At 70.0% G+C, this 24,228-nt stretch carries 24 protein-coding genes and 4 pseudogenes; 11 read left to right on the plus strand and 17 right to left on the minus strand.

The features are described from left to right. Positions 1-313 (plus strand): hypothetical protein (locus tag ABT063_RS49635; protein WP_351068473.1); only part of this gene is annotated, 313 nt, incomplete at its 5' end. A 39-nt stretch (positions 314-352) separates the two neighbouring features. On the opposite strand, the gene ABT063_RS49640 is transcribed toward ABT063_RS49635, so the two are convergent. Then, positions 353-880 carry a hypothetical protein gene (locus ABT063_RS49640; RefSeq protein WP_351068475.1) on the minus strand — a complete coding sequence of 176 codons (528 nt, stop codon included), beginning with the start codon at positions 878-880 and terminating at the stop codon, positions 353-355. Between the two features lie 22 nt (positions 881-902). Here ABT063_RS49640 and ABT063_RS49645 point away from each other — a divergent pair, with 22 nt between their 5' ends. Continuing rightward, the gene (locus ABT063_RS49645; protein ID WP_351068478.1) at positions 903-1,886 is read left to right on the plus strand and encodes a hypothetical protein; all 984 of its coding nucleotides are present in this window, start codon (positions 903-905) and stop codon (positions 1,884-1,886) included. A 38-nt stretch (positions 1,887-1,924) separates the two neighbouring features. On the opposite strand, the gene ABT063_RS49650 is transcribed toward ABT063_RS49645, so the two are convergent. Together ABT063_RS49650 and ABT063_RS49655 are read right to left on the minus strand one after the other, a co-directional pair. Next, a complete protein-coding gene (locus tag ABT063_RS49650) occupies positions 1,925-2,773 on the minus strand; it encodes a GNAT family N-acetyltransferase (RefSeq protein ID WP_351068481.1) in 849 nt (282 codons plus the stop codon). Positions 2,774-2,950: 177 nt separating this feature from the next. After that, positions 2,951-3,718 (minus strand): alpha/beta hydrolase, encoded by a 768-nt coding sequence (locus ABT063_RS49655; RefSeq protein WP_351068484.1) that lies wholly within the window; start codon positions 3,716-3,718, stop codon positions 2,951-2,953. Between the two features lie 366 nt (positions 3,719-4,084). Here ABT063_RS49655 and ABT063_RS49660 point away from each other — a divergent pair, with 366 nt between their 5' ends. Then, positions 4,085-4,408, plus strand: a complete 324-nt coding sequence (locus ABT063_RS49660) for an alpha/beta fold hydrolase (RefSeq protein ID WP_351068522.1) — start codon at positions 4,085-4,087, stop codon at positions 4,406-4,408. A 537-nt stretch (positions 4,409-4,945) separates the two neighbouring features. Here the strand turns inward: ABT063_RS49660 and ABT063_RS49665 are convergent. After that, positions 4,946-5,995 (minus strand): hypothetical protein, encoded by a 1,050-nt coding sequence (locus tag ABT063_RS49665; RefSeq protein WP_351068524.1) that lies wholly within the window; start codon positions 5,993-5,995, stop codon positions 4,946-4,948. A gap of 428 nt (positions 5,996-6,423) precedes the next feature. Between ABT063_RS49665 and ABT063_RS49670 the strand changes: the two genes are divergently transcribed. From ABT063_RS49670 to ABT063_RS49680, 3 genes are read left to right on the plus strand one after another with little or no spacing between them, the layout of a single operon-like run. Continuing rightward, entirely contained in the window at positions 6,424-6,702 is a 279-nt protein-coding gene (locus ABT063_RS49670) for a polyprenyl synthetase (protein ID WP_351068487.1), read from the plus strand. Continuing rightward, positions 6,692-7,750, plus strand: coding sequence for a polyprenyl synthetase family protein (locus tag ABT063_RS49675; RefSeq protein WP_351068489.1), 1,059 nt, complete (start codon positions 6,692-6,694; stop codon positions 7,748-7,750). Before ABT063_RS49670 ends, ABT063_RS49675 begins: the two co-directional genes overlap by 11 nt. Before the next feature lie 50 nt (positions 7,751-7,800). Next, positions 7,801-9,015, plus strand: a complete 1,215-nt coding sequence (locus tag ABT063_RS49680) for an oxygenase MpaB family protein (protein WP_351068490.1) — start codon at positions 7,801-7,803, stop codon at positions 9,013-9,015. Positions 9,016-9,418: 403 nt separating this feature from the next. On the opposite strand, the gene ABT063_RS49685 is transcribed toward ABT063_RS49680, so the two are convergent. The 6 genes and pseudogenes from ABT063_RS49685 to ABT063_RS49710 form a co-directional block, all read right to left on the minus strand. After that, on the minus strand, positions 9,419-11,725 hold the full coding sequence (locus tag ABT063_RS49685; protein ID WP_351068526.1) for a polyprenyl synthetase family protein: 2,307 nt from the start codon (positions 11,723-11,725) through the stop codon (positions 9,419-9,421). 194 nt (positions 11,726-11,919) lie between these two features. After that, positions 11,920-12,042, minus strand: a pseudogene (locus ABT063_RS49690) (DUF6114 domain-containing protein); the annotation flags it as partial. A gap of 25 nt (positions 12,043-12,067) precedes the next feature. Further along, positions 12,068-12,283 (minus strand): annotated as a pseudogene (locus ABT063_RS49695) (DUF6114 domain-containing protein); the annotation flags it as partial. After that, on the minus strand, positions 12,280-12,906 hold the full coding sequence (locus tag ABT063_RS49700; RefSeq protein WP_351068493.1) for a DUF6230 family protein: 627 nt from the start codon (positions 12,904-12,906) through the stop codon (positions 12,280-12,282). The pseudogene ABT063_RS49695 and the gene ABT063_RS49700, both read right to left, overlap by 4 nt. Positions 12,907-13,294: 388 nt before the next feature. Next, on the minus strand, positions 13,295-13,948 hold the full coding sequence (locus ABT063_RS49705; RefSeq protein WP_351068496.1) for a hypothetical protein: 654 nt from the start codon (positions 13,946-13,948) through the stop codon (positions 13,295-13,297). Positions 13,949-14,383: 435 nt separating this feature from the next. Continuing rightward, complete coding sequence (locus ABT063_RS49710; protein WP_351068498.1) at positions 14,384-15,892, minus strand: alpha/beta hydrolase; 1,509 nt, start codon at positions 15,890-15,892, stop codon at positions 14,384-14,386. A gap of 230 nt (positions 15,893-16,122) precedes the next feature. Between ABT063_RS49710 and ABT063_RS49715 the strand changes: the two genes are divergently transcribed. Next, positions 16,123-16,854 (plus strand): helix-turn-helix domain-containing protein, encoded by a 732-nt coding sequence (locus tag ABT063_RS49715; protein ID WP_351068501.1) that lies wholly within the window; start codon positions 16,123-16,125, stop codon positions 16,852-16,854. A 116-nt stretch (positions 16,855-16,970) separates the two neighbouring features. On the opposite strand, the pseudogene ABT063_RS49720 reads toward ABT063_RS49715, so the two are convergent. Together ABT063_RS49720 and ABT063_RS49725 are read right to left on the minus strand one after the other, a co-directional pair. Next, positions 16,971-17,179: pseudogene (locus ABT063_RS49720) on the minus strand (Tn3 family transposase); the annotation flags it as partial. Positions 17,180-17,829: 650 nt separating this feature from the next. Continuing rightward, on the minus strand, positions 17,830-18,102 hold the full coding sequence (locus ABT063_RS49725) for a radical SAM family protein (protein WP_351068504.1): 273 nt from the start codon (positions 18,100-18,102) through the stop codon (positions 17,830-17,832). Positions 18,103-18,350: 248 nt separating this feature from the next. On the opposite strand from ABT063_RS49725, the gene ABT063_RS49730 reads away from it, so the two are divergent. The 4 genes and pseudogenes from ABT063_RS49730 to ABT063_RS49745 all read left to right on the plus strand — a co-directional run bounded on the left by ABT063_RS49730 (position 18,351) and on the right by ABT063_RS49745 (position 20,578). Further along, complete coding sequence (locus ABT063_RS49730) at positions 18,351-18,779, plus strand: VOC family protein (protein WP_351068505.1); 429 nt, start codon at positions 18,351-18,353, stop codon at positions 18,777-18,779. Positions 18,780-18,870: 91 nt separating this feature from the next. Further along, positions 18,871-19,653, plus strand: coding sequence for an MBL fold metallo-hydrolase (locus tag ABT063_RS49735; RefSeq protein ID WP_351068508.1), 783 nt, complete (start codon positions 18,871-18,873; stop codon positions 19,651-19,653). Positions 19,654-19,688: 35 nt separating this feature from the next. Next, positions 19,689-20,081, plus strand: a complete 393-nt coding sequence (locus ABT063_RS49740) for a nuclear transport factor 2 family protein (protein WP_351068511.1) — start codon at positions 19,689-19,691, stop codon at positions 20,079-20,081. A gap of 75 nt (positions 20,082-20,156) precedes the next feature. Next, positions 20,157-20,578, plus strand: a pseudogene (locus ABT063_RS49745) (PPOX class F420-dependent oxidoreductase). Positions 20,579-20,663: 85 nt separating this feature from the next. Here ABT063_RS49745 and ABT063_RS49750 read toward each other — a convergent pair. The 5 genes from ABT063_RS49750 to ABT063_RS49770 all read right to left on the minus strand — a co-directional run. After that, on the minus strand, positions 20,664-21,179 hold the full coding sequence (locus ABT063_RS49750; protein WP_351068514.1) for a MarR family winged helix-turn-helix transcriptional regulator: 516 nt from the start codon (positions 21,177-21,179) through the stop codon (positions 20,664-20,666). 303 nt (positions 21,180-21,482) lie between these two features. Further along, positions 21,483-21,734 (minus strand): hypothetical protein, encoded by a 252-nt coding sequence (locus tag ABT063_RS49755; RefSeq protein ID WP_351068516.1) that lies wholly within the window; start codon positions 21,732-21,734, stop codon positions 21,483-21,485. Between the two features lie 37 nt (positions 21,735-21,771). Further along, positions 21,772-22,839, minus strand: coding sequence for a rhamnogalacturonan acetylesterase (locus ABT063_RS49760; RefSeq protein ID WP_351068518.1), 1,068 nt, complete (start codon positions 22,837-22,839; stop codon positions 21,772-21,774). Between the two features lie 77 nt (positions 22,840-22,916). Further along, positions 22,917-23,327, minus strand: coding sequence for a hypothetical protein (locus ABT063_RS49765; RefSeq protein WP_351068520.1), 411 nt, complete (start codon positions 23,325-23,327; stop codon positions 22,917-22,919). A 63-nt stretch (positions 23,328-23,390) separates the two neighbouring features. Continuing rightward, positions 23,391-24,228: rhamnogalacturonan lyase family protein (locus ABT063_RS49770; RefSeq protein WP_502991042.1), on the minus strand; the 838-nt coding region annotated here is incomplete at its 5' end.

The following is a 24,228-nucleotide window of genomic DNA, read 5'->3' on the forward strand; positions in this document are numbered from 1 at the left end:
GAGGGTCATGTGGCGGAGCCACCTGGCCCTCCGCACCGTGCGGCGAGCGTGCGTGCCGGGCGTCGCGACGCTGCGGAGATCCATCAGAAGGGCCCGAGGGCCGCGCGTCCTGGAGACGGCGCGCAGCGTGCGGCCGGCTCCGCCTGCGCCTCGTCGTCGCGGCGTGCTATGCGGCAGGATCGGCCCCCTGCGCCCGCAGGACGTCGGCTTCGCCCGCGTCGGCGTCGGCGTACGGGGCAGGGCCGTCGTCGCCGCGGCGGCGGGGCTCCAGGCTGGTTCCCGGATCCCGCCGCCGGTCGTCCCGGACGATTGACGGCCTGCTCGCCGGGTCGGTGAGTGTCGTTGTGGCGGGTCATCCAGCGCCCTCCTGCCGCTTGTCCTCACCGACGACCTCGGCGTCGACGACCTCCTCCTGCCCGGCGGCACCTGCCTCGCCACCGCCCGCGCCGCCGGTGGCGGTTCCCTGAGCGGCGGCGTGCACATCGTGAGCGGACAGCGGACCTGCAGCGAGTGAAGAACGAGTACGACAGCTAACCGCAAGCGGGTCCTCCGCGACCGCCGCTCGGTCGACGAGACGGCCGTGGCCAACGTGCTCGCCGGCCTCCTCCCCGTCCTCGACGCCATCGATGAGGCCAGACAAGGAGAAGTCACCGGCGGCTTTCAACGCGTCACCGAGGTACTGGAGAGCGAACTCGTGGGCCTCGGGCTCAGATCCTTCGGCACGGCGGGTGATCCCTTCGACCCCGTCCGGTACGAGTGCGCAGTCGGCCGCCCACCTCGCGCAGGTGTGACTGGAAGGCAGAAAGATGCGAAAGCGGTCATTTGCGGTCAATGTGGGACAGGGATCGAGGCCGGTTACCGGCCGATCCTTGCTGAGCATCGGACTAGCCGAAGGAAACATGATGGCCGTAGCTTCAGACATGCTCGTTCCGGCACTGCGTGAGGTCCGCAAGGCTGAAGTCGCGCTTGCCGACCGCTTCAGAGCCCACCTCGCAGGCACGCCCGCCGGGGAGTACCGGGAGGTCCTGGAGCGCCGCGCAGGAGACGCCCGGGGTCACATCTACCGCATCGACGAACTTCTCGGAAGCCTGCAGTCCCGCGGGCTGATGCAGACCGTTCTGGGAAATGCCTGGCGCCTGACCGGGCAAGCCGCCCGGCTGCCATTCGACGTGACCATGGCCGTTCCCGGCATCGTGTTCCGGGGCCGCGGGCCGGCGTCGGAGCACCAACTGGTGAAGAACATCGGGGACGAGTACGCGGTCACCGCCTACGCCGTGGCCATCTGCCGGGCCGCCGAGCGCATCGCCCAGGAGGCTCAGGACGCCGTCACCTCAGAGCTGCTCAGTTCCATCCGCCGCGACCAGGAAGAGGCGATGGAAGAACTCGGCAACAGTCTCGAGCAGCGCGCCCAGGCAGCGGTGGTGGCCGCCCAAACCGGTGATGGCTGGAGCGTCACCGGCGCCGGCCAGGCGGTCCGCGCCTGGAGCAGCTGGCTGCGGGAGACGGCCGAGCGCATGCCGGGTGCGGACCGGCTCCAGGGGGCACCGGAGGGAGCCCTCATCAGGGAGTACGAGCTGCCGATCCCCGACTACCGCAGGATGAGCACGAGGACGATCGTCGAGCGCCTCCCGCACCTTGCTCAGAGAGATCTGGCCACGGTCGGCGCCTATGAGCGTGCCCACGCCGCCCGGCCCGCGATCCTGAGCCGGATCGCTGACCTGCTCGGGCCGGAGCCCTGGCCCGGCTACGACAGCATGAACGAGGACGAGATCATCAAGCGGCTCGATGACGCGGAAGAGGGTCTCACCCGGCGGGTGCTGACCTACGAGCGTCATCACCAGGCACGCTCCGGCATCCTCGCCGCCGCCGAACGAGTCCCCGCCTGATCGGCCTTTTGACCGGGGCACATCGTGCCGTGGCTCTTTCAGGGCCGCTGTCGCACCCCCGGGCTGAACGCGGCAGGTCGCGGGGCTCGGGGGTGTCGGCACCGGTAGGTCCACAGCCGGTCGACGAGGGTGAAGCCGAAGGAATCGAAGAGCCGGGGCGCGGCTTGGCTGTCGTCATTGGTGGGCGGGCGGTCGTCGACGACGAGGGCGACCTCGGTGGCACCCTGCTCGGCCAGCAGGGCCAGGGCCTGGCCGAGCAACTCGTGGCCCAGGCCACGGTGGCGGTGAGTGGGCAGGGTCTCGATCCAGTACACGGTCGCGGTGTGGTCGGGCCCCACGCTGATCACGGCCTCCGCGACCGGCTCGGCCCCCTGGCGGACGATCAGCCGCTGGCCCGGGGGGAAGTCGCAGGGGACGACGTCGGCGACCAGCTTGGCGGGCGGGAGCTCGGCAGGTAGCGCGCAGTACAGATAGCTGCCCTGGAGACGGCCGGTGAAGCCGCTGCGCAGCAGAGCGTCATGCGTGGCGCCGCGGCGGGCGCGGGGCAGGCCGCCCGGCCCCAGCGGACCTGGCGGAGCGGCGACGAATGCCTCGATCTGCGGGCAGTGGGCGAGAGCGGCGAGAGCGTGGCCGATCAGGACGCACAGGGCAGGCGGGTCCTCGCGGGCGTAGAGCCAGCAGATCACGCCGGTGTGCACATCGGCCCAGGAGAGGTACGCGATGACGCCCTGAGGGCAGCCCCCGGCACCGGCCAGAACACTGATCTGCGGCCGACCCGGTATCGCCAAGTCGGCCGGGGGAACAGGACCGCGCCGCGCGGCGGCCAGCCTCTCCGGGGTGCAGTACGGCTGCCCCGGCAGCCGGTCGGCATCAATCAGTTCTCGCACCCCCGGTTCGTCGTCGGGACGATACGGGCGTACGGTCGATCCGCTCTCGGGGCTGGGCGAAGAGGCCATGCTGTCGGTCCGCACAGGTGCTGACGTCTTAACCGGCTGTTCTTTCAGCGTCCTCCGATTTGCCCCTCCTGTCACGGGAACCGTGCCGCGGGTGAACGACCCACCGTGCTACGGACATACGTCGAACGCGACTTGGGCCGCGGCCAGCAGCGTGCGCATCTCGTCGATGACCGGCCGGTGAAGGGGCAGCGTCAGGTGGCCGACGCCCGGCACCAGCACGTTGCGTGCCGTGAGGTCCGGATGGTCGACGCGACCCCTGCCGGCGGGGATGACGGCCTCGTCCAGGTCGCTGTAGAAAGCCACGAACCGGGTACGGCATCCCGCGGCCGGCTCGGCGAGCTCGACCAGCAGCTCGCTCCCCGGCCGCAGCTGGCGCAACAGCGGATGGGCCGGGGCCAGCAGGGCGGTTGCGGTCCCGCCGTGCGGCGTCGCCAGCGTGATCACCAACGGGACATACGCGTCACCGCCGAGCCGCTGCACGTAGTACCGGGCGATCAGCCCTCCCAGGCTGTACCCGATCACGACCGCTGCCCGCCCCGCGACGTCGGCACACGCCAGCTCGACTTGGTCGCCCAGCGCCCGTGCTGCCCTGCGGATGTCCGGGCCGAACGCGTTGCAGCCGACCGGGATGAAAGGGCCCACGCCGTCGCCGCGCAGCTCGCGCTGCAGCGGCGGGACGACCGATGCCCCGTCGGCCAGCCCGTGCACCAGCAAAACGGGAATCCCCGAATCGGCGGACAGCGGATCGCCCGGGCCCGTCGCCCGCCCCGGCATGACGCGACCCAACAGCCCGGTCAGCTGCCCCACGCCCTCCGCGGCCATGTCGAGCGGGAGCCGGGCCAGACGTACCACCGCTCTGCTCGCCTCGACACCCACGCCGCGCGCCGGCGACAGCCCCGGCACCGACAACTGCGGCCCGAAAGGAATGCCCGTAGCCGATCACCTTCCCTGGATGAACAGCGCCTGCCCTGCCTAGCGGAACAGCTTGGACATATAGAACTACATAGGAAACGCTACGCGAGTCGGCGCGATTCCACCGCCCGCTAAGTTCACTTTGGACGCTCCCAGCCCCAGATGCACCTCGGCCTCCGCCGATGGCCCTCGACGCTGTTGCTCCTCGCCCTCCAGGCCGGCGCGGCCCAGAACCACGGCAGCGTAGCGACAGCCGCGAGGCACAGGCGGTGAACTCCACCGTCGTGCGCGCCCGTCCACCAGCAAGGATCGGCACCGACCTACCTGAACCTGCCACGCTTCGGACAGTCCCCCGACCTCGACCCGGGGGCGCCGCGCGAGCTGGAGACGGCGGTGGCCTGGCTGAAGGCCTTCCTGGCCGAGCTGGGCGCGCACAGGCCGCACGTGGCCGGCCATTCCCTGGGCGGGCTGATCGGGCTGCGCGTGGCACAGGCCGGGCTCGCGCGCAGCGTGACGGCGCTGGTCCCGGCGGGCTTCTGGACACCTGTCGAGCGGCCGTACACCTACGCGGTGCTGGCCCGGTACGGAGCCCGGCTCCCCCCGAAGCGGCCATCGCCCGCCTGGCCCGCAGCGCAGCCGGAAGAGCCGTCCTGACCAGCGGCACCCTCTACGGCCGCCCGGACCTGTGCCCGCCGGAAGAAACGCTCGCGGCGCTGAAGACACTGCGGAACTCCCAGGCGTTCACCGCCACCTTGCGGGCCGGACGGGTGTCGAACCTGTTCGCCGGGGACGTCCTCGGCGTGCCGGTCACCACCGCCTGGGGCACACGGGACCGTCTTCTGCCGCCCCGACAGGCCACCCGCGCCAAGGCAACGATCCCTGCCGCCCGGATCGTCCGGCTGTCCGGCTGTCCGGCTGCGGCCACGTCCCCGGATCCTCCCCGCGGAGACGGGCGCTCACCTTTGGCCACACAGGACCGTCTTCTGCCGCCTCGACAGGCCACCCGCGCCAAGGCAACGATCCCTGCCGCCCGGATCGTCCCGCTGTCCGGCTGTCCGACTGTCCGGCTGCGGCCACGTCCCCGGATCCTCCCCGCGGAGACGGGCGCTCACCTTTGGCCGGGCGACGCACGTCTTCGCCGGTCGGGGAGCCTCCCCCGGGCCCGTCATCAAGGCCCGGGGAGCCCCCCGGTCAGGCCGAGACGCGTGCCTCGGCGGCGGAGATGACTTCTTGCCGTTGCCGGTGGCGCTGTTCGTACTCCAGCACCTGACGGGCCTGGTTGGACGAAGCGTCCCGCAGGCTCGCGCTGATCTCGTCCGGGTCCATGGCGTCGTAACCGATCCACGGCTGCTCTTCGCGCAGCTGCTCGATGGCGTCCAGGACTCGCTTCCGGTTCGCGTGCGCGCGCTCGTAGCCCTCGACGACCGTCAGATCCAGCTGGGAGAGCGTGCGCAGCCGCTTCTCGATCCGGTCCGTGCTGAGCTGGCTGAATCCGGGAATCGGCAGGTCCTCCTCCCGCCTGACCGCTCCCAGGATTTCCTCGGCCATGGGACCGGCCTGGGGTGTCTCCCGCGCAGCACCCTCGGCCGCATCCCGGGCCCACCGGACGCCGCGTTGGGCCACGTCCTGGGCCCGGTCGAAAACGGTCCGCATCGTCTGGACCGCTGCGCCGGCCAGGCCGCCGTTGCGACTCTCACCCGGGCCGAAGCCGTTGGTGGATGCCGCCACGGTGCGGGCTTGTTCGGCGAGGCAGTTCTCCAGCGCCTGCAGCAGCTCCTCGTCCTGGCGACGCAGCGCGCCGAGCAAGTCGGCGGTGGGCTCGTCGTCCACTTGCTCGGCGAGGACCTCCCCGGCCCGGCACGCCGCCAGTGCCCGCGCCGCGGCCGCGTACTCGTCCTCCGCGTTCCTCAGCAGCCGTCGCGGATCGGCCGGGCCCCCGCCGGGCAGCATTCCCCGGACGACCACCGACCCGATCGTCAGCGGCAGCATCGCCGTGCGCACCGCGCCCCGCGACACGGACCGCGTCACACTGGCCGCGGTGCCCAGGAGGCCCCGGGGGTGCAGGGCGCGCTCCTGGCGCCGAATGCGCTGCACGCTGATCTGAACCTCGGCGGCCTGGCGTTCGAGCATCTGCCGGTACGAGCCCGGCGGGGTGACCGTCGCGTCCGCCCGGAACCGGTCGAGGACCGCGGCATGAGCCTGGCGCGCATCCTCCAGCACCGGTACCAGTTCCTCCGTCATCACTGCCACGAGGTGCTCCTGAGTGAGGAATGGGGGCGGCAGTCCGCCGCACACGGGAAACGGCTGCCCCCAGCGACCTCTGTGGGCGGGCAACCAGCACCATCCTGCGGGACCCACGCCAAGATCGCCCGGCGAGACGGACCGGGAATGCCCTGGCTGGCCTTGCCGTACGGCGCAGCCGGCGCGAATGAGGGCCATGCCGCATTGGCCTGTCCGGGTGACGGGAAACCCGCCGCGCGGCGCGTAGCGGCGCGTAGCGGCGCGTATACGGGCCAGACGTGTCGTGAGCGCGAGCAGCGGTGATCCGCACAGTCAAGCGATGTGATCACTCGATCGTGAGTTGTCGCGCTCTCGCGTCCGGTCCGCCCCGATGCTCGGAATACGGCGCGTGACCGGCGCCGTCCGGATGTTTGCGGGTGGGGGAGACCATGACGCGAGAAGCGGGACGGCGGAACGGCTTGGACCAGAAGGCGGTGCTGCTGGTGGCTGGGCTGGCCGATCTGGCGGTGGGCACGCTGGGCTCTGCCCTGGGGACGGTGCGGGGGCTGTTGCGCCGCTCGGATACCGCTGAGCTGGCGGCGGAGGCCGAGAACGAGCTGATGGCGCGTGGGCGCGTGGTGCTGGACCGGTACGCGGCCGTGCCCCCGGCCCATCTGGAGATCCTCGCCCGGCACGCCCTGGCCCGGAAGGCCGCCGATGACGTCTGACCGGTGGGAGCCGACCGCGTTCAAGACCCGCATCGACGAGGTACTGCACCGGTTCGTCGCGCAGGAGGCTGACCAGTTCACGGCGATCGATCCGCTCCTGGGCCCGGTGGCCGAGCAACTGGAGGCGGCCGTCGCGGACGGTAAACGGTTGCGGGCGGCGTTCTGCTACTGGGGCTGGCGCGCGGTGGGACAGCCGGACAGCGACCCTCTGGTGCGGGCAGCGGCCTCCATGGAGCTGGTGCACGCCGCCGCGGTCGTGCACGACGACCTCATCGACGACAGCCCGCTGCGGCACGGGCGCCCTACCGCGCACATCGCCCTGCGTGGCGCCGTACGCCGTCGCCCTCGCGCCGACGCCGCCGCGCGGTCGCTCGCGATGCTGGTGGGAGACCTGCTGATGGCGCTGGCCGGGCAGTTGTTCGCCACCAGCGGCCTGCCTGCCGCATACCTCGCCCGGGCCCGCTCCCTGTGGTCGGTGATGGCCCGCGAGCTGATCGCCGGCGAGTGCCTGGAAATTCTGAGCACCGGAGCCGGTCCGGACACGACCGCGGCGCTGAAGGTGCTCCGCTACAAGACCGCCAAGTACACCGTTGAGCAGCCCCTGCTGATCGGCGGCGCCCTGGCCGGGGTGGGCGGGCGGCTGCGCGAGGGCTACTCCGCGTACGGGCTGCCGCTGGGCGAGGCGTTCCAGCTTCGGGACGATCTGCTCGGCCTGTTCGGAGACCCGGAACGCACCGGCAAGGCCACCGCCGACGACGTGCGCGGCAACCGGCCCACGGCCCTGCTGGCAGAGACCTGGCGCCTCGCTGACGACGCCGACCGCCAACGACTGCGCGCCCTGCTCGGCCGGCGACGCCGCCTGGACGCGGAGGAGCTGAACGCGGTGCGCGAGGTGATGCGCCGGCTGAAGGCACCCGACCGCATCGAGGACATGATCAGCGCACGCGTGGAGCAGGCGCTCGGTGCTCTGCACGAGCTGGATGCGCCGGCGGATGCCACCAGCGCCCTGACCGCACTGGCGCAGTCCGCGGCGAACCGCCTGTCCTGAACCCTTCCCGGTCGTCGACGGTCCCGACGAAACAAACAAGGAGCCCCGCCATGACCTACACCGAGGCATCGATGGACGCCCTCCGGCACGCTGGTGACGAGCTCGCCGACGCCACCGTCGCCGCCCTCTTCGAACACGGCCAGGTGGGCACGTTCAACCCCCTGATGCGCTACGTCTCCACCGCCGACGCTCCCCTGCCGGACGGGCTGCCCGACGTCGCCCGGGAGTACCTGGAGGCGACCCGTGTCCCGCCCTCCTGGGTGGACTGGGCGGAAATGGAAAAGGCCCGGCTGTTCTTCATCGACAACAACGTGCACATCTCCACCGCGCTGTCCTTCGCCTCGATGCCCGCCTGCTACGTCGTCCCGCACGTGGCGAAACTGCTGTCGGCCACCCACGGACTGAAGTACCCGTCCAAACGGATGGCGGAGACGGGTCAGTTCACCGTCTACCTGATGCAGCCCGACGCCTTCGAGGCCGGCAGCCGCTTCATCCCCGCTGCCCAGAAGGTGCGCCTCCTGCATGCCTCCATCCGCCACCACCTCAAACGCGAGAACCGGTGGGACACCACGGCGCTGGGGACGCCGATCTGCCAGGAGGACATGGTCGGCGGGCAGATGTTCTTCTCTCTGCTCGTCCTGGACAGCCTGCACCGCCTCGGCATCCACATGTCACAGGAAGGCGCCGAAGCCTACTACTACGCCTGGCGCGTGGTCGGTGCCATGCTCGGCGTCGACCAGGACGCCGTCCCCAAGACACTGGAGGAGGCCCGCGCCTTCCTCGACCTGTACATGATCCGGCACATGGGGCCCTCGGAGGAGGGCGCGCACCTGACCCGGCAGCTCATCGACCTCTACGAGGAAGTGGTGCCCGGCACCTTCTTCGACCCGATCGTCTCCGCCCTCATCCGCCACCTCGTCGGCGACACCTGCGCCGACTGGCTCCACGTGCCGCAGACCCCATGGGACACCGTCGTCAAGGCCGTACCCCACCTCCTCGGCATTCTCGAAACCATCGAAGACCGCTCCCCGCTCGGCGCCTGGGCCCTGGACCGCCTCGGCCACCTCACCACCCTCCTCGAGCTGTCCTCCCTCACCCGGGGACGCGTCATGCACTACGCCGTCCCCGAACAGCTCAAAAAGGACTACGGCGTCTCCAGCACGGTACCCAGCACCCACCGATGGACCCCACCGGCCGCCACAGTCTCTGACGGGCCCGAGGGGCGTTGGCACCAACCCGGCGAACCTTTCCGGTCACAGCACTAGACCGCATCGCCCGGTCAGCTGCCGCCGCCCAGTGCGCCGTGGAGCGAGCTCTCTGCCCGCGCCGCCCAGCTGAGCTGCGCCGCTTCCTCCACAGAGTGGAGTTCATCGAGCCTCTTCTACCGATTCGGGAGGTTCCGGCCGTTCCCCGAACGGTTACGGCAGCAGTTGGAGAAGACCTGGCGAGGTATCGCAACCGCTACGACAAGACCCCTGAAAGCTGCCTCGCCCGGCCCGAAACACACCTTGATCACAACCAAATACGCACCCTACTGCGGGCTCACCCCGCTGCTGCTCGGCGATCTCGAGCTGGCCGGTGATGGGTTGAGCCTCATGAGGAGACTCGTATGCCGCACGGGCCGGTCGGCCCGCGCGCCGTTCTGGGGGGTGGGCATGTCCGTCGTGGTCACCGGGGGTAAGGACAGGGAGTGTCCCCGGCGGGGTCGGGGACGCGCTGGGCGGCGTACCAGCCCAAGGCCCGGATGAGGGCTTTGTGTTGGGTGCGTGGGAGCAGGGGCTCCAGCGGTGTCCAGGCTGCGTCGATCATCTGCCGCGTCTCGGTCAGGCAGGCTTCCAGGGCTCCACTGTGGGTGAGGAGTTCGGCGGCCCGTGCGGCGCCGGCGGGGGTGCCTTCGTAGAGGGCGTTGCGCAGGCGGCGCCGGTCGGTGGCGTCGAGGAGGCCGGTGGCGTGGGCGACAGGGTAGGTGACTTCGCCGTTGAGGAGGTCTTCGGCCGGGACTTTGGCAGTTTGGCCCTGGCGTCGGTCCTCCGCTGTGGTGACCCCGTCCAGGTCGGCGACGTCGTCGCTGATCTGGTAGACGGTCCCGACCGTTTCGAAGTAGTGGCCGACCGCCTGGATCTGCTCTTCGTCGGCTCCCGCGATGAGGGCGGCGGCCTCGGTGACGGCGCGCACGGGCATGCCGGTCTTGAGCCGGTGCGCGGTGCGGATCTGCTCCAGCAGGAGATGAGGGTCGCCTGTGGCGACGGCGTGCTCGAACGAGGCCCGGTGGCCCGCGAGGTCGAGGGCCTGTCCGGCATGGGCGGCCCGCAGCCCCCGCAGGTAGACCTGGTAGACGCGCAGCATGATGGCCGGGTCCTGCTCGGGGACGAGTGGGAGGAAGGCATCGAAGGCGAAGTAGGCGGTGGTGCCGGCGTTGATCGCCGTGGGTGTGCCGAAACGCGTGTGGACGGTGGGGCGGCCGCGGCGCAGCGGCGAGGAGTCCTCGATGTCATCGATGATCATCGAGGCGGTGTGCATGATCTCGCAGGCAGCGATCAGGGGGCGGTAGGGCTCGGGGTCGGCACCGAAGAGGCAGAAGACGGCCGTGGTGGCCACAGGCCGCCAGGCGCGTCCGGGGACGTCGAGGAGGTGGCGGACCGGGGCAGCAAGGTTCTCATGAAGCCGCCTACGGGTCTGCCGATCGAGCCGGGGCCCTTGGTCGGTGCCGGTCAGGGCGGCCAGGTCGCCGTCGGCGGTGGCGGGATAGACCGCGGCCGCTTCTTCGTGGGCGATGGCGAAGGCGCGGCGGGTGTAGTGCTCGATGTCGTTGATGGTGTTGGCCGGCACCGTCTCCAGGAACGCCATGCCCGTCACGGGTTCGGCGCCCATGGTGCCTGTCACGTGGGCCGGGCTCTCCCACCCGGCGCGGCCGACGGCCATGGTGGGGATTTCATGCGCGGCGGCCGGGGCGGTGACCTCCACCTCCAGGCCCAGGTCGGCGACGCTCACGCGGACCGCGGTGGGATAGGTGTTGAGGGTGGCCGCCGAGGTCCAGTGGCGTGTGGGCTGCCAGGTCAGGTCGTGGTGGCTGACGGTCCCATCGGGGGCGAGGGCCGTGGCGCAGGCCGTGGAACGGGTGACGTCTGCGGTGACGGGGGCGACGTATTGGATCTGGATGGCGCTGATCTCCCAGCCGTTGTCGAGCTGAATGCCCGCCCATTGCCAGGAGGGGTCCGAGATGCCCGGCTCGCGTTCGGCCCGGCCGGATGCCCCGCCCCAGGTCTGTTCGAACCACGCCTTTCCCTCCACCCGGGTCCGGGTGCCCTGGGGGGTGGTGAGGGTTCCGTGTGTCTTCAGGCGGGGCAGCACGTGGGTTGTCACCGCGTCCGCCCCGTCGGGGAACCGGCCGGGGAGGTGCCCGTCCTCATGAAACTGCGGCGTGCTCGGCTTGTCCGGCACGAGGGTGAGGTCCAGGTGCGGCTGCTCGGGGCTGCGGACGGTGAAGATGTAGCTGCCGTCCTCCTCGCGGCGCAGCTTCGCGACATCACCGACGACGATGTCCAACTCGGTATCGCGGGCCTTCACCGGACCGTCCAGGAGCCGGTCGGGCAGCAGTGGGCCCTCGGCGAGTGCCTCGCCCAGTGCGTTACGCACCCGCGGGTCGATGGCTGCGTCCCCGCTGATCACCTGGCGTACGGTGCGATGGCAGTCCGAGGTGATCCAGGAGTCGTATGCCGCCCCCGCCGGGCCGGAGTGCGTATAGATGCATGAGTATCCGGCATCGGCCGTGGGGGTGTGCACGTCCTCGTGCCGCCTGAGGAGGAACGCCCAGTGGTGCTCGTGCCCGTCGTCGGTGCGCACATGACCATGCAGGTACCACCACTCCATGCCGACTGTGGTGTGCGGGGTACCGAATGGCGCTGGTGCGGTGTCGGGGACACGCATCGGCGAGGGGACGGAGAGGGCGGCGGCCTGCGCTGCGGTGTTACTCACGGGCGTTACCGTAGGGCCGCTTCCGGGCGACCGGGCGCGTATGGTCCGGCAGTCACTCCATGGAATAATCACGCCGCTTGACGCCCGATCTGCTGGATCCTTTCTGCTGTATCCCGGCCCGGGGTACAGCAAAGAGGCCGAGCAGGTGAGCGCAGGGCACGAGTCGGGGCTGCGGCATCCGGGAGACCGAGGGGCTATCTCGGCTTCCCCGGGCGGGGATGGGGCTCCCAGGCCAGGGCCAGGGAGCCACCGAGGGATGCGAGGAAGAAGCCGAGCAGGTAGCCGCCGAGGTTGGACAGCACCAGGCTCATCAAGCCGCAGACGAGAGTTCAGAGCGCCGGCGTAGTAGCGGCGCGGCACATCAAGCCACATCGTCAGGCCCGCCACCATCATGAGCACGGCCAGGATCCAGCTCGACGGCGCACCCGCCCCGGACAGGGCCAGCGTGCCCGGGGCCGTCATGAGCACAATGATCAGTTCCGCCCCGGCCAACGTCGTGCACATCCCGGCCGCCCACGGCCTGTTGTGCCGCCACCGCCGGAACCGCTGCCGGCTCACTGGCTCGCCCCCGCTGCCGGCGTCGGCACACTACAGGGCTGGTCACCTCGCCGGATACCCAGTTCCACACCCGTGATGGAGAAGGTTCCAGCGGTGGCCGCCCCGGCCTGAAGGGTGATGTTCTCAAGCTCCGCGCCGCCGGAGCGGAACCCGGTTCCCTCACCGGCCGGCCCAATCGCAAGACCGGTGAAGCTGAGCTGCCCAGAGGCGCTATAGGCGTCGATGACCAGATCAGTGACGTGCGCCGCGCGCGCGGTCAGAACCATCGTGGTGCGGCCCACCACCGGCAGATCGACCGTGGAGGACTGGCACAGACCGCGCACATCGGCATCCGGCCAGCGGGTCAGCACCGCAGGCTTGCCCGTGCTCCGGGACACACCCAACTGCAACCCGAATCCCTTGGCCCGCAAGTGCTCCAAGGTCACGGTGAAAGGCGCGCCACTGGTGAACGAGGCCGCCACTGCGCCCTCAGCGATGCACCCGAGGATCACCGCGGCCACCGACATGGTCATCACCAAGGCACCGACGAGTCTGCGTCGGCTGGTCCGGCCCCCGCACGGGAGCACCGCCTGCTGTCGCCCGACCGCAGCAGCCAGGACCTCGTCCGTCTCCTCGCCGCTCATTGCCTCCGCCACCCCAGCCCCTCCCCACGGCGCCGCCCCGGTCCCCTCGCCGACGTACCGCGCTACGTGGTGAACGACCCGACGGGACCCAAGACACGAGCCGCAACCGTCCAAGCTGGGCAGAGGGGCGATGGGCTCAGGTCAAGATTTCGCCGCGTTGTCTCCTGACGAGACGGTTGGGAGAGCGTTGTGGCTGATCCCTCGGTCGAGATGACTACCTCCGGCCGTTGCCTCAGCACGCTGAACAGCACTTCCCTCGGGGAGAGCCACACCCGTCTCCGCGTGCCGGTGGTGCGTACCGTGGACGCTCAGCAACGGCGAGAGAGCTTCTCCCGGACTGAACGGAGGCGATCCTTGAGTCTCCCAACGGCCGGGGAAGATGGCGCGTTCATCCCGCTCCGCCGTCGAGCAGCCAGCTGTAGCGCAGCCGCAACGCCCGCTCGGTGCTGGCTGCCACCGTGGCGAAGCCGAGCGCGATGTTGCCCCACTTCGGCAGACCGACGGGCGAGGTGAAGGTCCCGGTGTGCTGCGCGATGTTCTCGGACTTGGTGAGCTGTTCGGCGATTTGTGGGATGAGGATGGCCAGGGCGGCGACGAGCACGCACAGGGAGAGGAGACCGATCGCGCGGCTCAGCGCGGGGTGTTCGCGTTCGAGGCGGGCGCGGCGGCCCTCGGCGGAGTGGGGGTCCGGGACGAGCTGGTACTCGGCACCTTTGTCGGTGACGTAGTGGCAGCGCTTGATCCCGAAGGCGCTCATCCTCACCTCGACGGTGCCGCCCGGGATGGGGAAGGCGGCGGGGAGTTTGGACATGGCGTGCTGCCTGCCGTCGCGGTACAGGTGGGCCTTGAGGTTGTCGGACGAGTGGTTCTGCCAGTGCCTGACATCGACGGCGTAGACCGTGTGCCTGCCGTCGTCGCTCGTCAACCGAAGACAGAACAGCGCGCGGAAAGGCAACTGCCACCAGCGGAAACGTTTCAGTGCTCGCCCGTCTCCGGGCTTGACCCGCTGCACGGCCCGACGCCGCCGCCACTCTTTGATCATACTTTCGCTCCCGGTACTTGCTCGGCTCGGCCGCGCGGGTGGGATCCTGTGACGGGCGCTGTCCGGTGGTGTCGTGCCGAACGGACAGCCACCGTGGCCGCCCTGGTAGGCCGTCTTCCCGGACCGCTCGCCGGGCGGCCGCCGCAGTTTCTCGGCGCCGGTCAGCGGCGTGCCAGGTCGCGCTCGTTCCGCACCACAGGCTGCGGTCGCCGATCCGGACCGGCCGCTTGACCGGTTCGTTCGGCCAGCACACGCACGGTCCGATGTTCGCCACGGACTCGCCCACCGTGGTGTACCGCTGCCGGTCGACCGCAGCAGCGCGCTGATACTCCCGGATGTTCCTCGGTCGGCGTGAGTCTCCACGGATTCACTGGTGATGGACGCGGCGGAGCGGACGTAGCCGTGGACCGTCCGCTCCGTCGACTGGTCAGGGGATCAGCCTGCGCGGCAGAGGATGTCCTTGCCGGGCATCTTGCCCTCGACGAGGTAGCGCGTGGTGGTGTTCAACGCGCAGGGGTTGTCGCCGAGGACGTAGGCGCCGTGCCCGCTGTCGTCGATGCTGAGCAGCCGGGACCGGTCCGCGAACTTCTGGCGCAGCATCTTCCCGCCGTGGTGCGGTGTCGGCGCGTCGCGCTGGTTCTGTACGAGCAGCACGTTCCGCGGTCCGTCGTCGTTGACCGCGACCGGTGGCTCGGCCGGGGCGTGCGGCCAGAAGGCGCAGGGCGTGATGTTGGCGGTGGCGGCGCCGAACAGCGGGTAGCGCTTGCGGTCCTTGGCGACGCCGTGCCGGTAGGTGTCGACGTTCTCGGGCCACTCAACGTCGTTGCAGGTCACGGCAAGGAAAACCGACAAGGAGTTGTCGAATGAGGGCGGCACTTCGCCTGCGGTGGCGTTCTGCGACAGCAGGCGGCGGGCCGCCGTGTCGCCGCCGTTCGCCAGCGTCTGCCACTGCTGAGCCAGCTTGGGGTACTGCATCTTCTTGAACAGATTGCCGAAGGTGTACTGCCGCAACAGGTTGCCGTCGAAGCCTGCCACCGGAGCCTTGTCGACTCGCTTGGCGAGTGTGAAGTAGGTCCTGCGGACCTGCGCGGGAGTGCGGCCCAGGCCATAGCTGTCGTGCCGTGCGGCCGCCCACTTCGCGAAGTCGGGGAACGACTGCTCCATCCCGAGGGCGAAGCGGCGCATGCCGTCGCGGTCGAGGTGGGTGTCACCGATGTTGCTGTCGAGCACGATCCGGTCGGAGCGCTCGGGGAACATCGACGCGTAGGCGGCGCCCAGTGCCGTGCCGTAGGAGTAGCCCAGGTAGCTGGTCCTCTCCTCGCCGAGCGCGGCCCGGATACGGTCCAGGTCTCGGGCGGTGTTCGCCGTGGTCAGGTGGCGCAGCGATCCGTCGCGGTCATTGCGCGCGCACTGCTCGGCCACCTGCTCGGCGACCTTCGCCCGTGCGGTGACCGCCGCGTCATCGACCGCATAGGGAGGAATGTTGGTGATGTAGGGGCCGTCGAGCGTGAACCCGCACTTGACCGGTGCCGAGTGCCCGACGCCGCGGGTGTCCATGCCGATCAGGTCGTAGCTGTCCAGGACGCCGGCGGGAAGGCCCCGGGCTACCAGCAGCGCGGGCTGCGCCAGTCCGGACCCTCCGGGGCCGCCCGGATTGAGCATGAGTGTTCCGCGCCGCTTGGCTGGGTTCGCGCCGGCCAGCCGGGAGATCATGAGGTCGATCCGAGCGCTCCCTGGGTCGGCGTAGTCCACCGGCACGGGCACGGTGGCGCACTGCAGCTCGGTCGGAGCCGCCTCGGCCACGACGTCCTCGGGACAGGTCGCCCACCGCACCTGCGGCGCCCGCGGCCCGTCCGCGACGGCGGGCGCCGCGACCAGCGAGCCGCCGAGGCCGAGGACGACCGCCAGGGCCGAGCTCCGGCTGATACCGCGTTGTCGTTTCATGTCCAGTCTCCGAATACCCGTCTCGCGGCTGTGGTCGCCACCCATCGCACTCCATGCCCCAAGGGCATGGTCAACACCGTCTCGCCGGCGGGAACGGACCGGCGCGGTCGAGGGTTTGACCATGCCCCAGGGGCATGGACTTGAATGGATCGCCTCCCGGAGACAAATCTCGCCGACCGGCAGGACACCGACGGCGGCGATGAACGGAGCACCCAGGAAAGGGTCTGCCGGTGGCGTGGAGCACAAGTCAGCTGGCCGAACTCGCCGGCACGACACTGAAAACCGTCCGGCACTATCACGAGATCGGCTTGCTGGACGAGCCGGAACGAGCGTCCAACGGCTATAAGCGGTACGGCGTCAAGCACCTGGTCCGCCTGCTGCGCATCCGCAGGCTGGTCGACCTCGGCGTGCCGCTGTCGGACATCCCCTCGGCCGAGGCCGCCGACGAGAGGGCGGAGCAGATCCTGCGCGCCCTGGACGCAGAACTCGCGGCGAGCATCGAACGCCAGCAGCGGATGCGACGGGAACTGGCGGCGATCCTGGACAACCGGGCCTCGATCGACCTGCCGGCGGACTTCAAGACACTCGCCGACGACCTGCCGGAGGCGCAGCGGTCCCTTCTGGTGGCGTACTCCAGCATTCTCACCCCCTCGGCGATGTCCGCTATTGAGGAGCAGCTCTCAGCGCCTCGCAGCGACGTCGCCGCGCAGTTCGAGGCCCTCCCCGCGGACGCGCCCGAGGACGTTCGCCGGCAGCTTGCGCAACGCCTCGCGCCCGAAGTCCGCATACAGCAGAAGGACCACCCGTTCCTGCGTGACCTGGAAGCCTCCTCCCGCCGGGGAGGGGCGATCACTCAGTCGGTTGTCGTGCAGGCATTGGTCGAGTTCTACAACGAGGCCCAGCTCGACGTCCTGCGACGCGTGCACGCATTGCTTTCGGAGGACGACGCTGCCGGGACCTGACGAGGCTACGGCGGCCCGGGGCCGGAGATGGAGCTGCTCGACCCGGTCGCGCTTGGTGTGCGTGTCCCAGTAGCGCTCGGCGAGTTCGTCCGATCGACGACCGTGAGCGCCGCGAGCAGCGTCGGTGCGTTCGGGGCAGACAGCGGGCGCAGGCCCGGCCGGCCTGGACGCCGGTGGTGAAGCTGTAGCGGCCGAGCACGTAGAGGCTTCGGTGCTTGAGCGGGGAGAGCCGGGCGACGTCCTCGTCCCGGATCTCGTGGTCTTCGGGGCGGAGCTGGTCGACCGCGGCGTCGATGTACCGCCTGGTCCACAGCACCACGGCGTTGCTGCCCACGACCGGTGAAGTGGTGCCGCGCTGCTGATCACCCCGTCCAAGACCGACCAGGAACGCGTCCTGCTCAGCCCCGAAATCGCCTACGACTACAACGAGCGCGTGTGGAATCCGCCCATGCCGCTGCTGTTCCGGTACGACCGCAGCGGCGAACCCTCCCACATGACCGGCGAATTCCTCCGCAAGGCACTCAACGACGCCCTCGAAGCAACCGGCCTGACCGACGCCCGCGGGCTCCCCCTGGACTTCGACCCGCACGACTTCCGCCGGAGCTTCATCACCGACGCGATCCGCAACGGCCTGCCGCCTCACATTGCCCAGGTCATCGCCCGGACACGCCGACATCAACACCACCATGGGCTACAACGCGGTCTACGCGGCCGAAGCCATCGAAGCCCACCGCGCGTTCATCGCCCGCCCCCGCTCCCTGCGGCCCAGCGAGGAATACCGCACCCCGACCGCGGAGGAATGGGATGCCTTCCTCAGGCACTTCGAGTGCCGCAAGCTCTCCATCGGCATCTGCGCCCGCGCCTTCGGCACCTCCTGCATCCACGAACACGCCTGCATCCGCTGCTCCATGCTCCGCCCCGAGCCCAGCCAGCGTGGCCGCCTGGTCGGGATCCGCGACAACCTCCTGGCCCGCATCACCGAGGCCGAACGCGAAGGCTGGCTCGGCGAGACGGAAGGACTCGCGCCAGCTCCTTGCGGGCCAGGTCGACGGCGTTCTTCTTCACGTACACCACGTACAGATAGTCGCCCCACTCCTTCGCCGACCGGCCGAACTGCCGTCCCGCGAAGGAGGCGAAGCAGTAGGCGCAGCCCAAAACACAGCCGGTGTAGGGGTTGATCACGTAGTCGTTCGACGGGGTCTTCGACTTCTGGATCAGGGCCTTCGCCTCGATCTCGACCGGTTCCATGACGGTGCTCCTCTCTCCTGTCGGCCGCCCGCATCCGGGACGGCCCGACTCCTCTACAACAGGGAACAATAATCTCTGGAAGTTGCTTCCATGGAATGTAAATGGTTTGCTGGGCGACGGCTGACCCAAGACTCCGCCCGCTTGCTCCAGCAGGTCAGCAGGCGGGCGCCGTTGACGGTCGGCCAGGCTGGCCGCCCGCCCTGGAGAGTTCCCTTTGTCCCGTTATGGGGCTGCAAGGAGTGAGTGTCATGACCGTTCCCGCCTTCAACTCGGTCGCCTGGTCCGAGTTCGGCACCGACCAGCCGGAGAAGGTCAAGGAGTTCTACGGCGAGCTCTTCGACTGGAGCTATGTCCTCAACACCAACACCCGGGGCGTGACCTATCACTCGGTGATGACGCCGAGCGCCCAGCAGCCGGCGGGCGGCGTGTGGGAGTCGGAGGGCAAGTTCCCCGACTACGCGATCTTCTACGTCCTCGTCCAGGACGTCGCCGAGACCGTAGAGCGTGCCGGCGAACTGGGCGCCAAGGTGCTCATGGAGCCGGTCTCCGATTCCGCCGGCTTCACCTTCGCCCGGCTGCGGGACACGGCCGGCAACCACTTCGGCGTGTTCCGTACCCGCCCCGTGACCGGCTCCGCAGGCACCCGCACAGCACTCGCCGGACGGCCGGTCCTATAGAACGGCCGTCGGCCCCTCTCCTTCCGCCCGTTCCCTGCCGGTGGCTCCGGCAGGGCCGCGCCTTCACTGTTCCCCGACCGGGAGGTCCCCGATGTCCGGCGCCAGCGCCACCAGCGAAAAGATCCCCGTCCACGTCTACGGCGGCCCGACCACCCTGATCGAGTACGGCGGACTCAGGTTCGTCACCGACCCCACCTTCGACCCGCCCGGCGAGTACCCCATGCCCCTCCCCGGCGACCACAAGCTCGTCAAGACCGACCCGTCGCCCGTCACCGCCGCCGACCTCGGCCGCATCGACGCCGTCCTGCTCTCCCACGACACGCACGACGACAACCTCGACAACGCCGGCCGCGTCTTCCTGCCCGAGGCCCCCGTCGTCTTCACCACCGAAAGCGGCGCCGGCCGCCTCGGAGGCAACGCTCACGGCCTCGCCGTCTGGCAGACCGCCGAGCTCTGGCGGCCCGACGGCGGCACCGTGACCGTCACGGGCGTGCCCGCCCGGCACGGCCCCGTCGGCTGCGAACCGATCTCCGGCGACGTCGTCGGCTTCATGCTCACCTCCGACGACCTGCCCTCGGTCTACGTCAGCGGAGACAACGCCGCCCTGGAGCACGTCAAGGAGATCGCCGGGAGGTTCGCTCCCGTCGACACCGCGATCCTCTTCCTCGGCGGCGCCCGCATGGCCTTCGCCTTCGACAACGCCCTGCTCACCCTCGACAGCGCCCAGGGGGCCGAGGCCGCGAAGATGCTCGGCGCCCGCCGGGTCGTCCCCGCCCATTTCGACAGCTGGGCCCACTTCAAGGAAGGCCGAAACGAGATCGAGGCGGCCTTCACCGAAGCCGGCCTGGCCGACCGCCTCGACTTCGCCCGATAGCCACCACCCCCGCACAGCAACCCGTGGAGCAAGCAATGACCAGCGCGACCATCGACATCGCCCGCAGCTACTTCCAGGCCGTTCAGGCCGGGGACATGGCCACTCTCGGCGAACTCCTCGACGCCGACATCGTCTGGCACCAGCCCGGCACCAACCAGTTCTCCGGCGAGCACAAGGGCCGCGACGCCGTCTTCCACATGCTCGGCAGCATGATGGAGACCAGCCGGGGCACCTTCGCCATCGACAAGATCCACACCCTCATGGGCAACGGCGACCTGGTCGCCGCCACCATCCACTTCACCGGCCGCCACGACGACGCGTCGATGAGCATGGACGGCGTCGACCTCCTGCGCATCGCAGGCGGCAAGATCACCGAGATGTGGCTCTTCTCCGCCGACCCGGCCGCCGAAGACGCCTTCTGGGGCTGAGCCTGCGGGTGCCCGAGGCCGAGTGGGCCTCGGGCACCCCACGAGCCGATCCGTACGAATGCGGAAGGCACCCACATGCGGAAGATGACCGAGCGGCAGTGGCGGGCGTTCGTCACGCACGGCGCCCGCACCGGCGAGCTGCCGACCGTCCGCGCCGACGGCAGCCCCCACGTCACACCGGTCTGCTTCCTCCTCGACGGCGACGACATCGTGCTCACCACCGAGAAGAACGGGATCAAGGGCCGCAAACCCGCGACGGACGCTTCGTCCTCTGCGTCGACGAGGACCGGCCACCGTACGCGTTCGTCCTGCTCCAGGGACGCGCCGAGACCTCCGAGGACCTCGACGGCATGCTGCGCTGGGGCGGCCTCCTCGGCGCCCGCTACATGGGCGAGGACCGCGCCGAGGAGTACGCCACACGCAACGGCAGCCCCGGCAACCTCCTCGTCCGCGGCCACATCGACAAAGTCATCGCCTTCGACGGCATTGCCGACTGAACCGGGGGCTGATGGTCTGGGGCCGGGAAACTGTGTCCGCCCGGCCCAGACCATCGGCTCCCGGGCACTGCGGAGCCGTCGCGGCTCACGACGCCGGCCGACCGGGCTGCTTCGCCGCCCGCATACCCGGCACCGGCGCCTGCTCGGCGGCCTTCCGCTCCGCGTCCAGGGCACGTCCGGCCGCCCGCAGCATGCTGAGGACCGCGGTCACCTCGCGTACGGACTTCTCTGGAATCACCGACCCGATACGCAGTTCCAGCTCGTCCTCGAAGACCTTCAGCGCCCCGCCCACCAGCTTCCGCCCCTCAGCGGTCAGCTCGACGATCGAGGAACGGCGGTCGTTCGGATTGGCCCGCCGCTCACATAGGCCCGCCGCCTCCAGACGGTCGACCACCTTGCTCGTCCCGCCCACCGTGATCGAGAACTCCTCCGCGATGTCCTGGATCCGCTGCCCAGGCCGCCGCAGTAGCAGGTGCAGCACCTCGAACGAGGTCAGCGGCAGGTCGTACTCGGCCCGCAACCGCCCCTCGATGCCGTTCCACAGCTCGATCTCCAGCGAGACCAGCTCCCGGTACAGCAGCTTCAGGTCAGCGTCAGCCATCACTCATCTTCCGAAGAATTATCTTCCATGGACGGTTAACTGTAGGTTATTGCCATGGCCAGTCACGCGGACCAACTGGAGTTGCCTCCCGTACGGCCCGACCTGGTTGCGGAGTTCCCCGCCGACACGGGGGTCCACGAGGGGCAGTACCGTCACCCCCGTCCGCTTCCTGTGCCCGCGCGACGACCTCACTCTCCAGCAGGTCCCGCCCTTCGGCAGCAGACCCTCTGAGCCGGGCCGCTTCCGTGCCCCGTCGGCAGGAAGTCTGGATGCTGCGGCCCCCCACGGCCTGGTTCTTGACGGTCACGCCGCTGTTGAACAGGTCGGCGAACTGCTGCCCCAGCCGACCGGGCAACGGGCGGCACTCGGGTTGGCCATGGTGGAGTCACCGGCCAGCCACACGGTGACCGGCTCGGCCGCGGCTCGTACCGCCGGGGCGCGGGAGGCACTGGTGCAGTTCGCCGCGACACTGTCGGCCGCCGAGGCGGCGCGAACACCGAGGCTGGACAAGGCGATCACCAGTGCGGTCGTGACGAGTATCCGAAGGTTCTTCACCAGGTCCTTCCCAGGGACGGGCGCCGCCGCGCGTCGGTCAGCGCAGGTACGCGGCCAGGGACAGGCGCTGCTCCCGGATGCTCTGGAGCACCAGCCCGCCGATCTGGGTCGCGCCGTACTGCGAGAAGTGGGTGTTGTCCGTGACACCGTCGACGGAGGAGCGCAGGAAGAGCTGTGCGGAGGCGGACGGGCCGAGGGATTCGACCAGCGTCTTGCTCTTGGCGGTCAGATCGATCACCGGCACGTTCTGCGCCGCGCCGACCGAGCGCGTTGCGGCGGGCAGGTCCACGCCGAGGCCGTTGACGTGCAGTGCCGTGGGCGTGAGCCGGTTGCCGTCGAACAGCCGGCGGACCGGCGGGGTCACCAGGACCGGGACGCCGCCCTTCGCACGGACCTGCGTGATCATGAAGGTGAGGTTGCTCCGGAAGGCGGACGCGGCGGTCTGCTTGTCGTTGTGGCCGAACTGGATGAAGACCGCGTCGTTCGCCCTGACCTTCGACAGCAGGGCCGGGAAGAGCGCCGAGTTGCTCCGGAAGCTGCCTGAACTCTCCCCGGAGTCGGCGTAGTTGGCGACGGCCGCGCCGGGACGCACCGCAGTCGTGATCATCTGGCCCCATCCGGTGTACGGGGCGGCCGGCTGGTCGCACACGGTCGAGTCACCGGCCAGGTAGGCGACCAGCGGCTGGGTCGCCGGTCTCACCGAGACGGCCGATACCTGCGGGCTGGCCCCCGCGAACCGGATGTCCAGACCGGGGTTTCCGTTGCCGCCCTGGCCGGTCGGCTGCCCCTCCGGCTGCCGCACGTTGACCGTGAACGAGTACGTGGCGACGGCACCGGCCGCCGTCCTCGTCGCCGGAAGCATCAGACGCCGGGCCTCCACCCACATCTCGGTCTGCCCGGCGGAGGCCGTGCCACCGATGGAGACCGTCACGTCGTAATTGCCGGGTGAGACCGCGTAGTGACACTTGATCGGCGCGGTGCCGGAACAAGCGGCCGGCAGAGCCCGCGTGGCGGCATCGGCATGCGCCGCACCGGTGCAGACCAGCGTCGCAAGGGTCAGCAGGCCCGCTGCTCCCAGCCGGACCCCATGCCCTCCGGAGCGCATCAATGGCATGCTCACTACAATCACCAATCCCATCCTTGACCGAGTCGATACGCGGGTTGAGGTCGACGGCCCGTCACTCAGGCCTGGGTGAAGCCGTTCATGATGACGGTGGGCCGCTGCGTGGCGGAGTCCCAGGCACCCATGTTGTAGCCGGTGAACGGGGACATGCACTCCGGCTCCCAGTAGAAGATGCCCTGCCCTCCGTTGGCCTTCAGCGCCTTGGTGTAGGCGACAAGCGCGGCCTGGGTGGAGGAGGCCCTGTCCACCCGACCGCCGAACTCGCTCTGCAGGAACGGCTTGCCGTAGGCGGCGGAGATCTTGCGCATGTTCCCCACGATGCCGGGGGCGACGTCGGCGCTGCCGTAGGAGGAGAACACCGACATGTCCCACTTGCCGCCGTTCGCGGCGTAGCGGCTGAAGAACGTCGTCATCACGTCGTACTTCTGCGGCTGGGCCAGGTGGATGCACACCGTAGTGCTCGGAGCCACCGGGCTCCCCCGCCCCTGGTCGGCCGCCCACGCGGTGGAGCATGGGCGGCCACGCGGTGGGGTTCAGGGCGTGTGGACGGTGGGCCGTGGAGCCGTCGGCATCCCGTTGCCGATGAAGAAGCTCGGGTGCGGGGGCTGGTTGTACGCGGTGTTCTGCCAGGCCAGGGCCGTACGGTACTGGGTGTCGTGGAGCAGGGTCGTGATCCGGGTGTTCGTCCGGTGGGACGTGGAGTAGATCCGCAGGGCCGTGTTGTTCGAGGTCGGCCAGATGACCTCCTCGCGCCAGTCGCCGAGGATGTCCCCGGACAGGGACGGGGTGGCCTTGGTGCCGTTGTTGGAGTGGACCCCGGATCCGGTCAGCAGGCGGGTGTCGCCGGAGGTGCCGTACTTGTCGATACGGGTGCCGTCGAGGAGTTCGCGGACGGTGTCGCCGTCCCACCAGCTGAGGAAGTTGATGCTGGAGGGCTCCCGGCCCAGGGAGGCGCCGGTCGCCGAGCGCAGCGTGGTGTCGGCGGCGGACCAGGCCTCGGCGCCCGCGCTGCCGGCATAGATGTCGGCGGCGACGCCGCGGCCGTTGTCACCGCCGGAGGCCGTCCGCCACAGGATCGAGCCGGTGCGCGCGTCGGCCATCCACGAGCCGGGCTTGCTGGAGTCCTCCGAGACCTTGAAGTACTCCAGGCCCGCGCGGGACGGGTTCAGGTCCCCGACATGACCCGCGTCGCCGTGGCCCAGCCTGGTGGTCCACAGCCCGTTGCCGTTGTCGTCCACCGTCATCGCGCCGTAGACGATCTCGTCCTTGCCGTCGGCGTCGACGTCCGCGACGGACAGGCTGTGGTTGCCCTGGCCGTCGTAGCCCTTGCCGCTGTTGGTGGAGGAGTTGGTGTCGAAGGTCCACCGGCGT

It is taken from the genome of Streptomyces sp. NPDC002838, assembly GCF_040295365.1.
Lineage (GTDB): Bacteria > Actinomycetota > Actinomycetes > Streptomycetales > Streptomycetaceae > Streptomyces.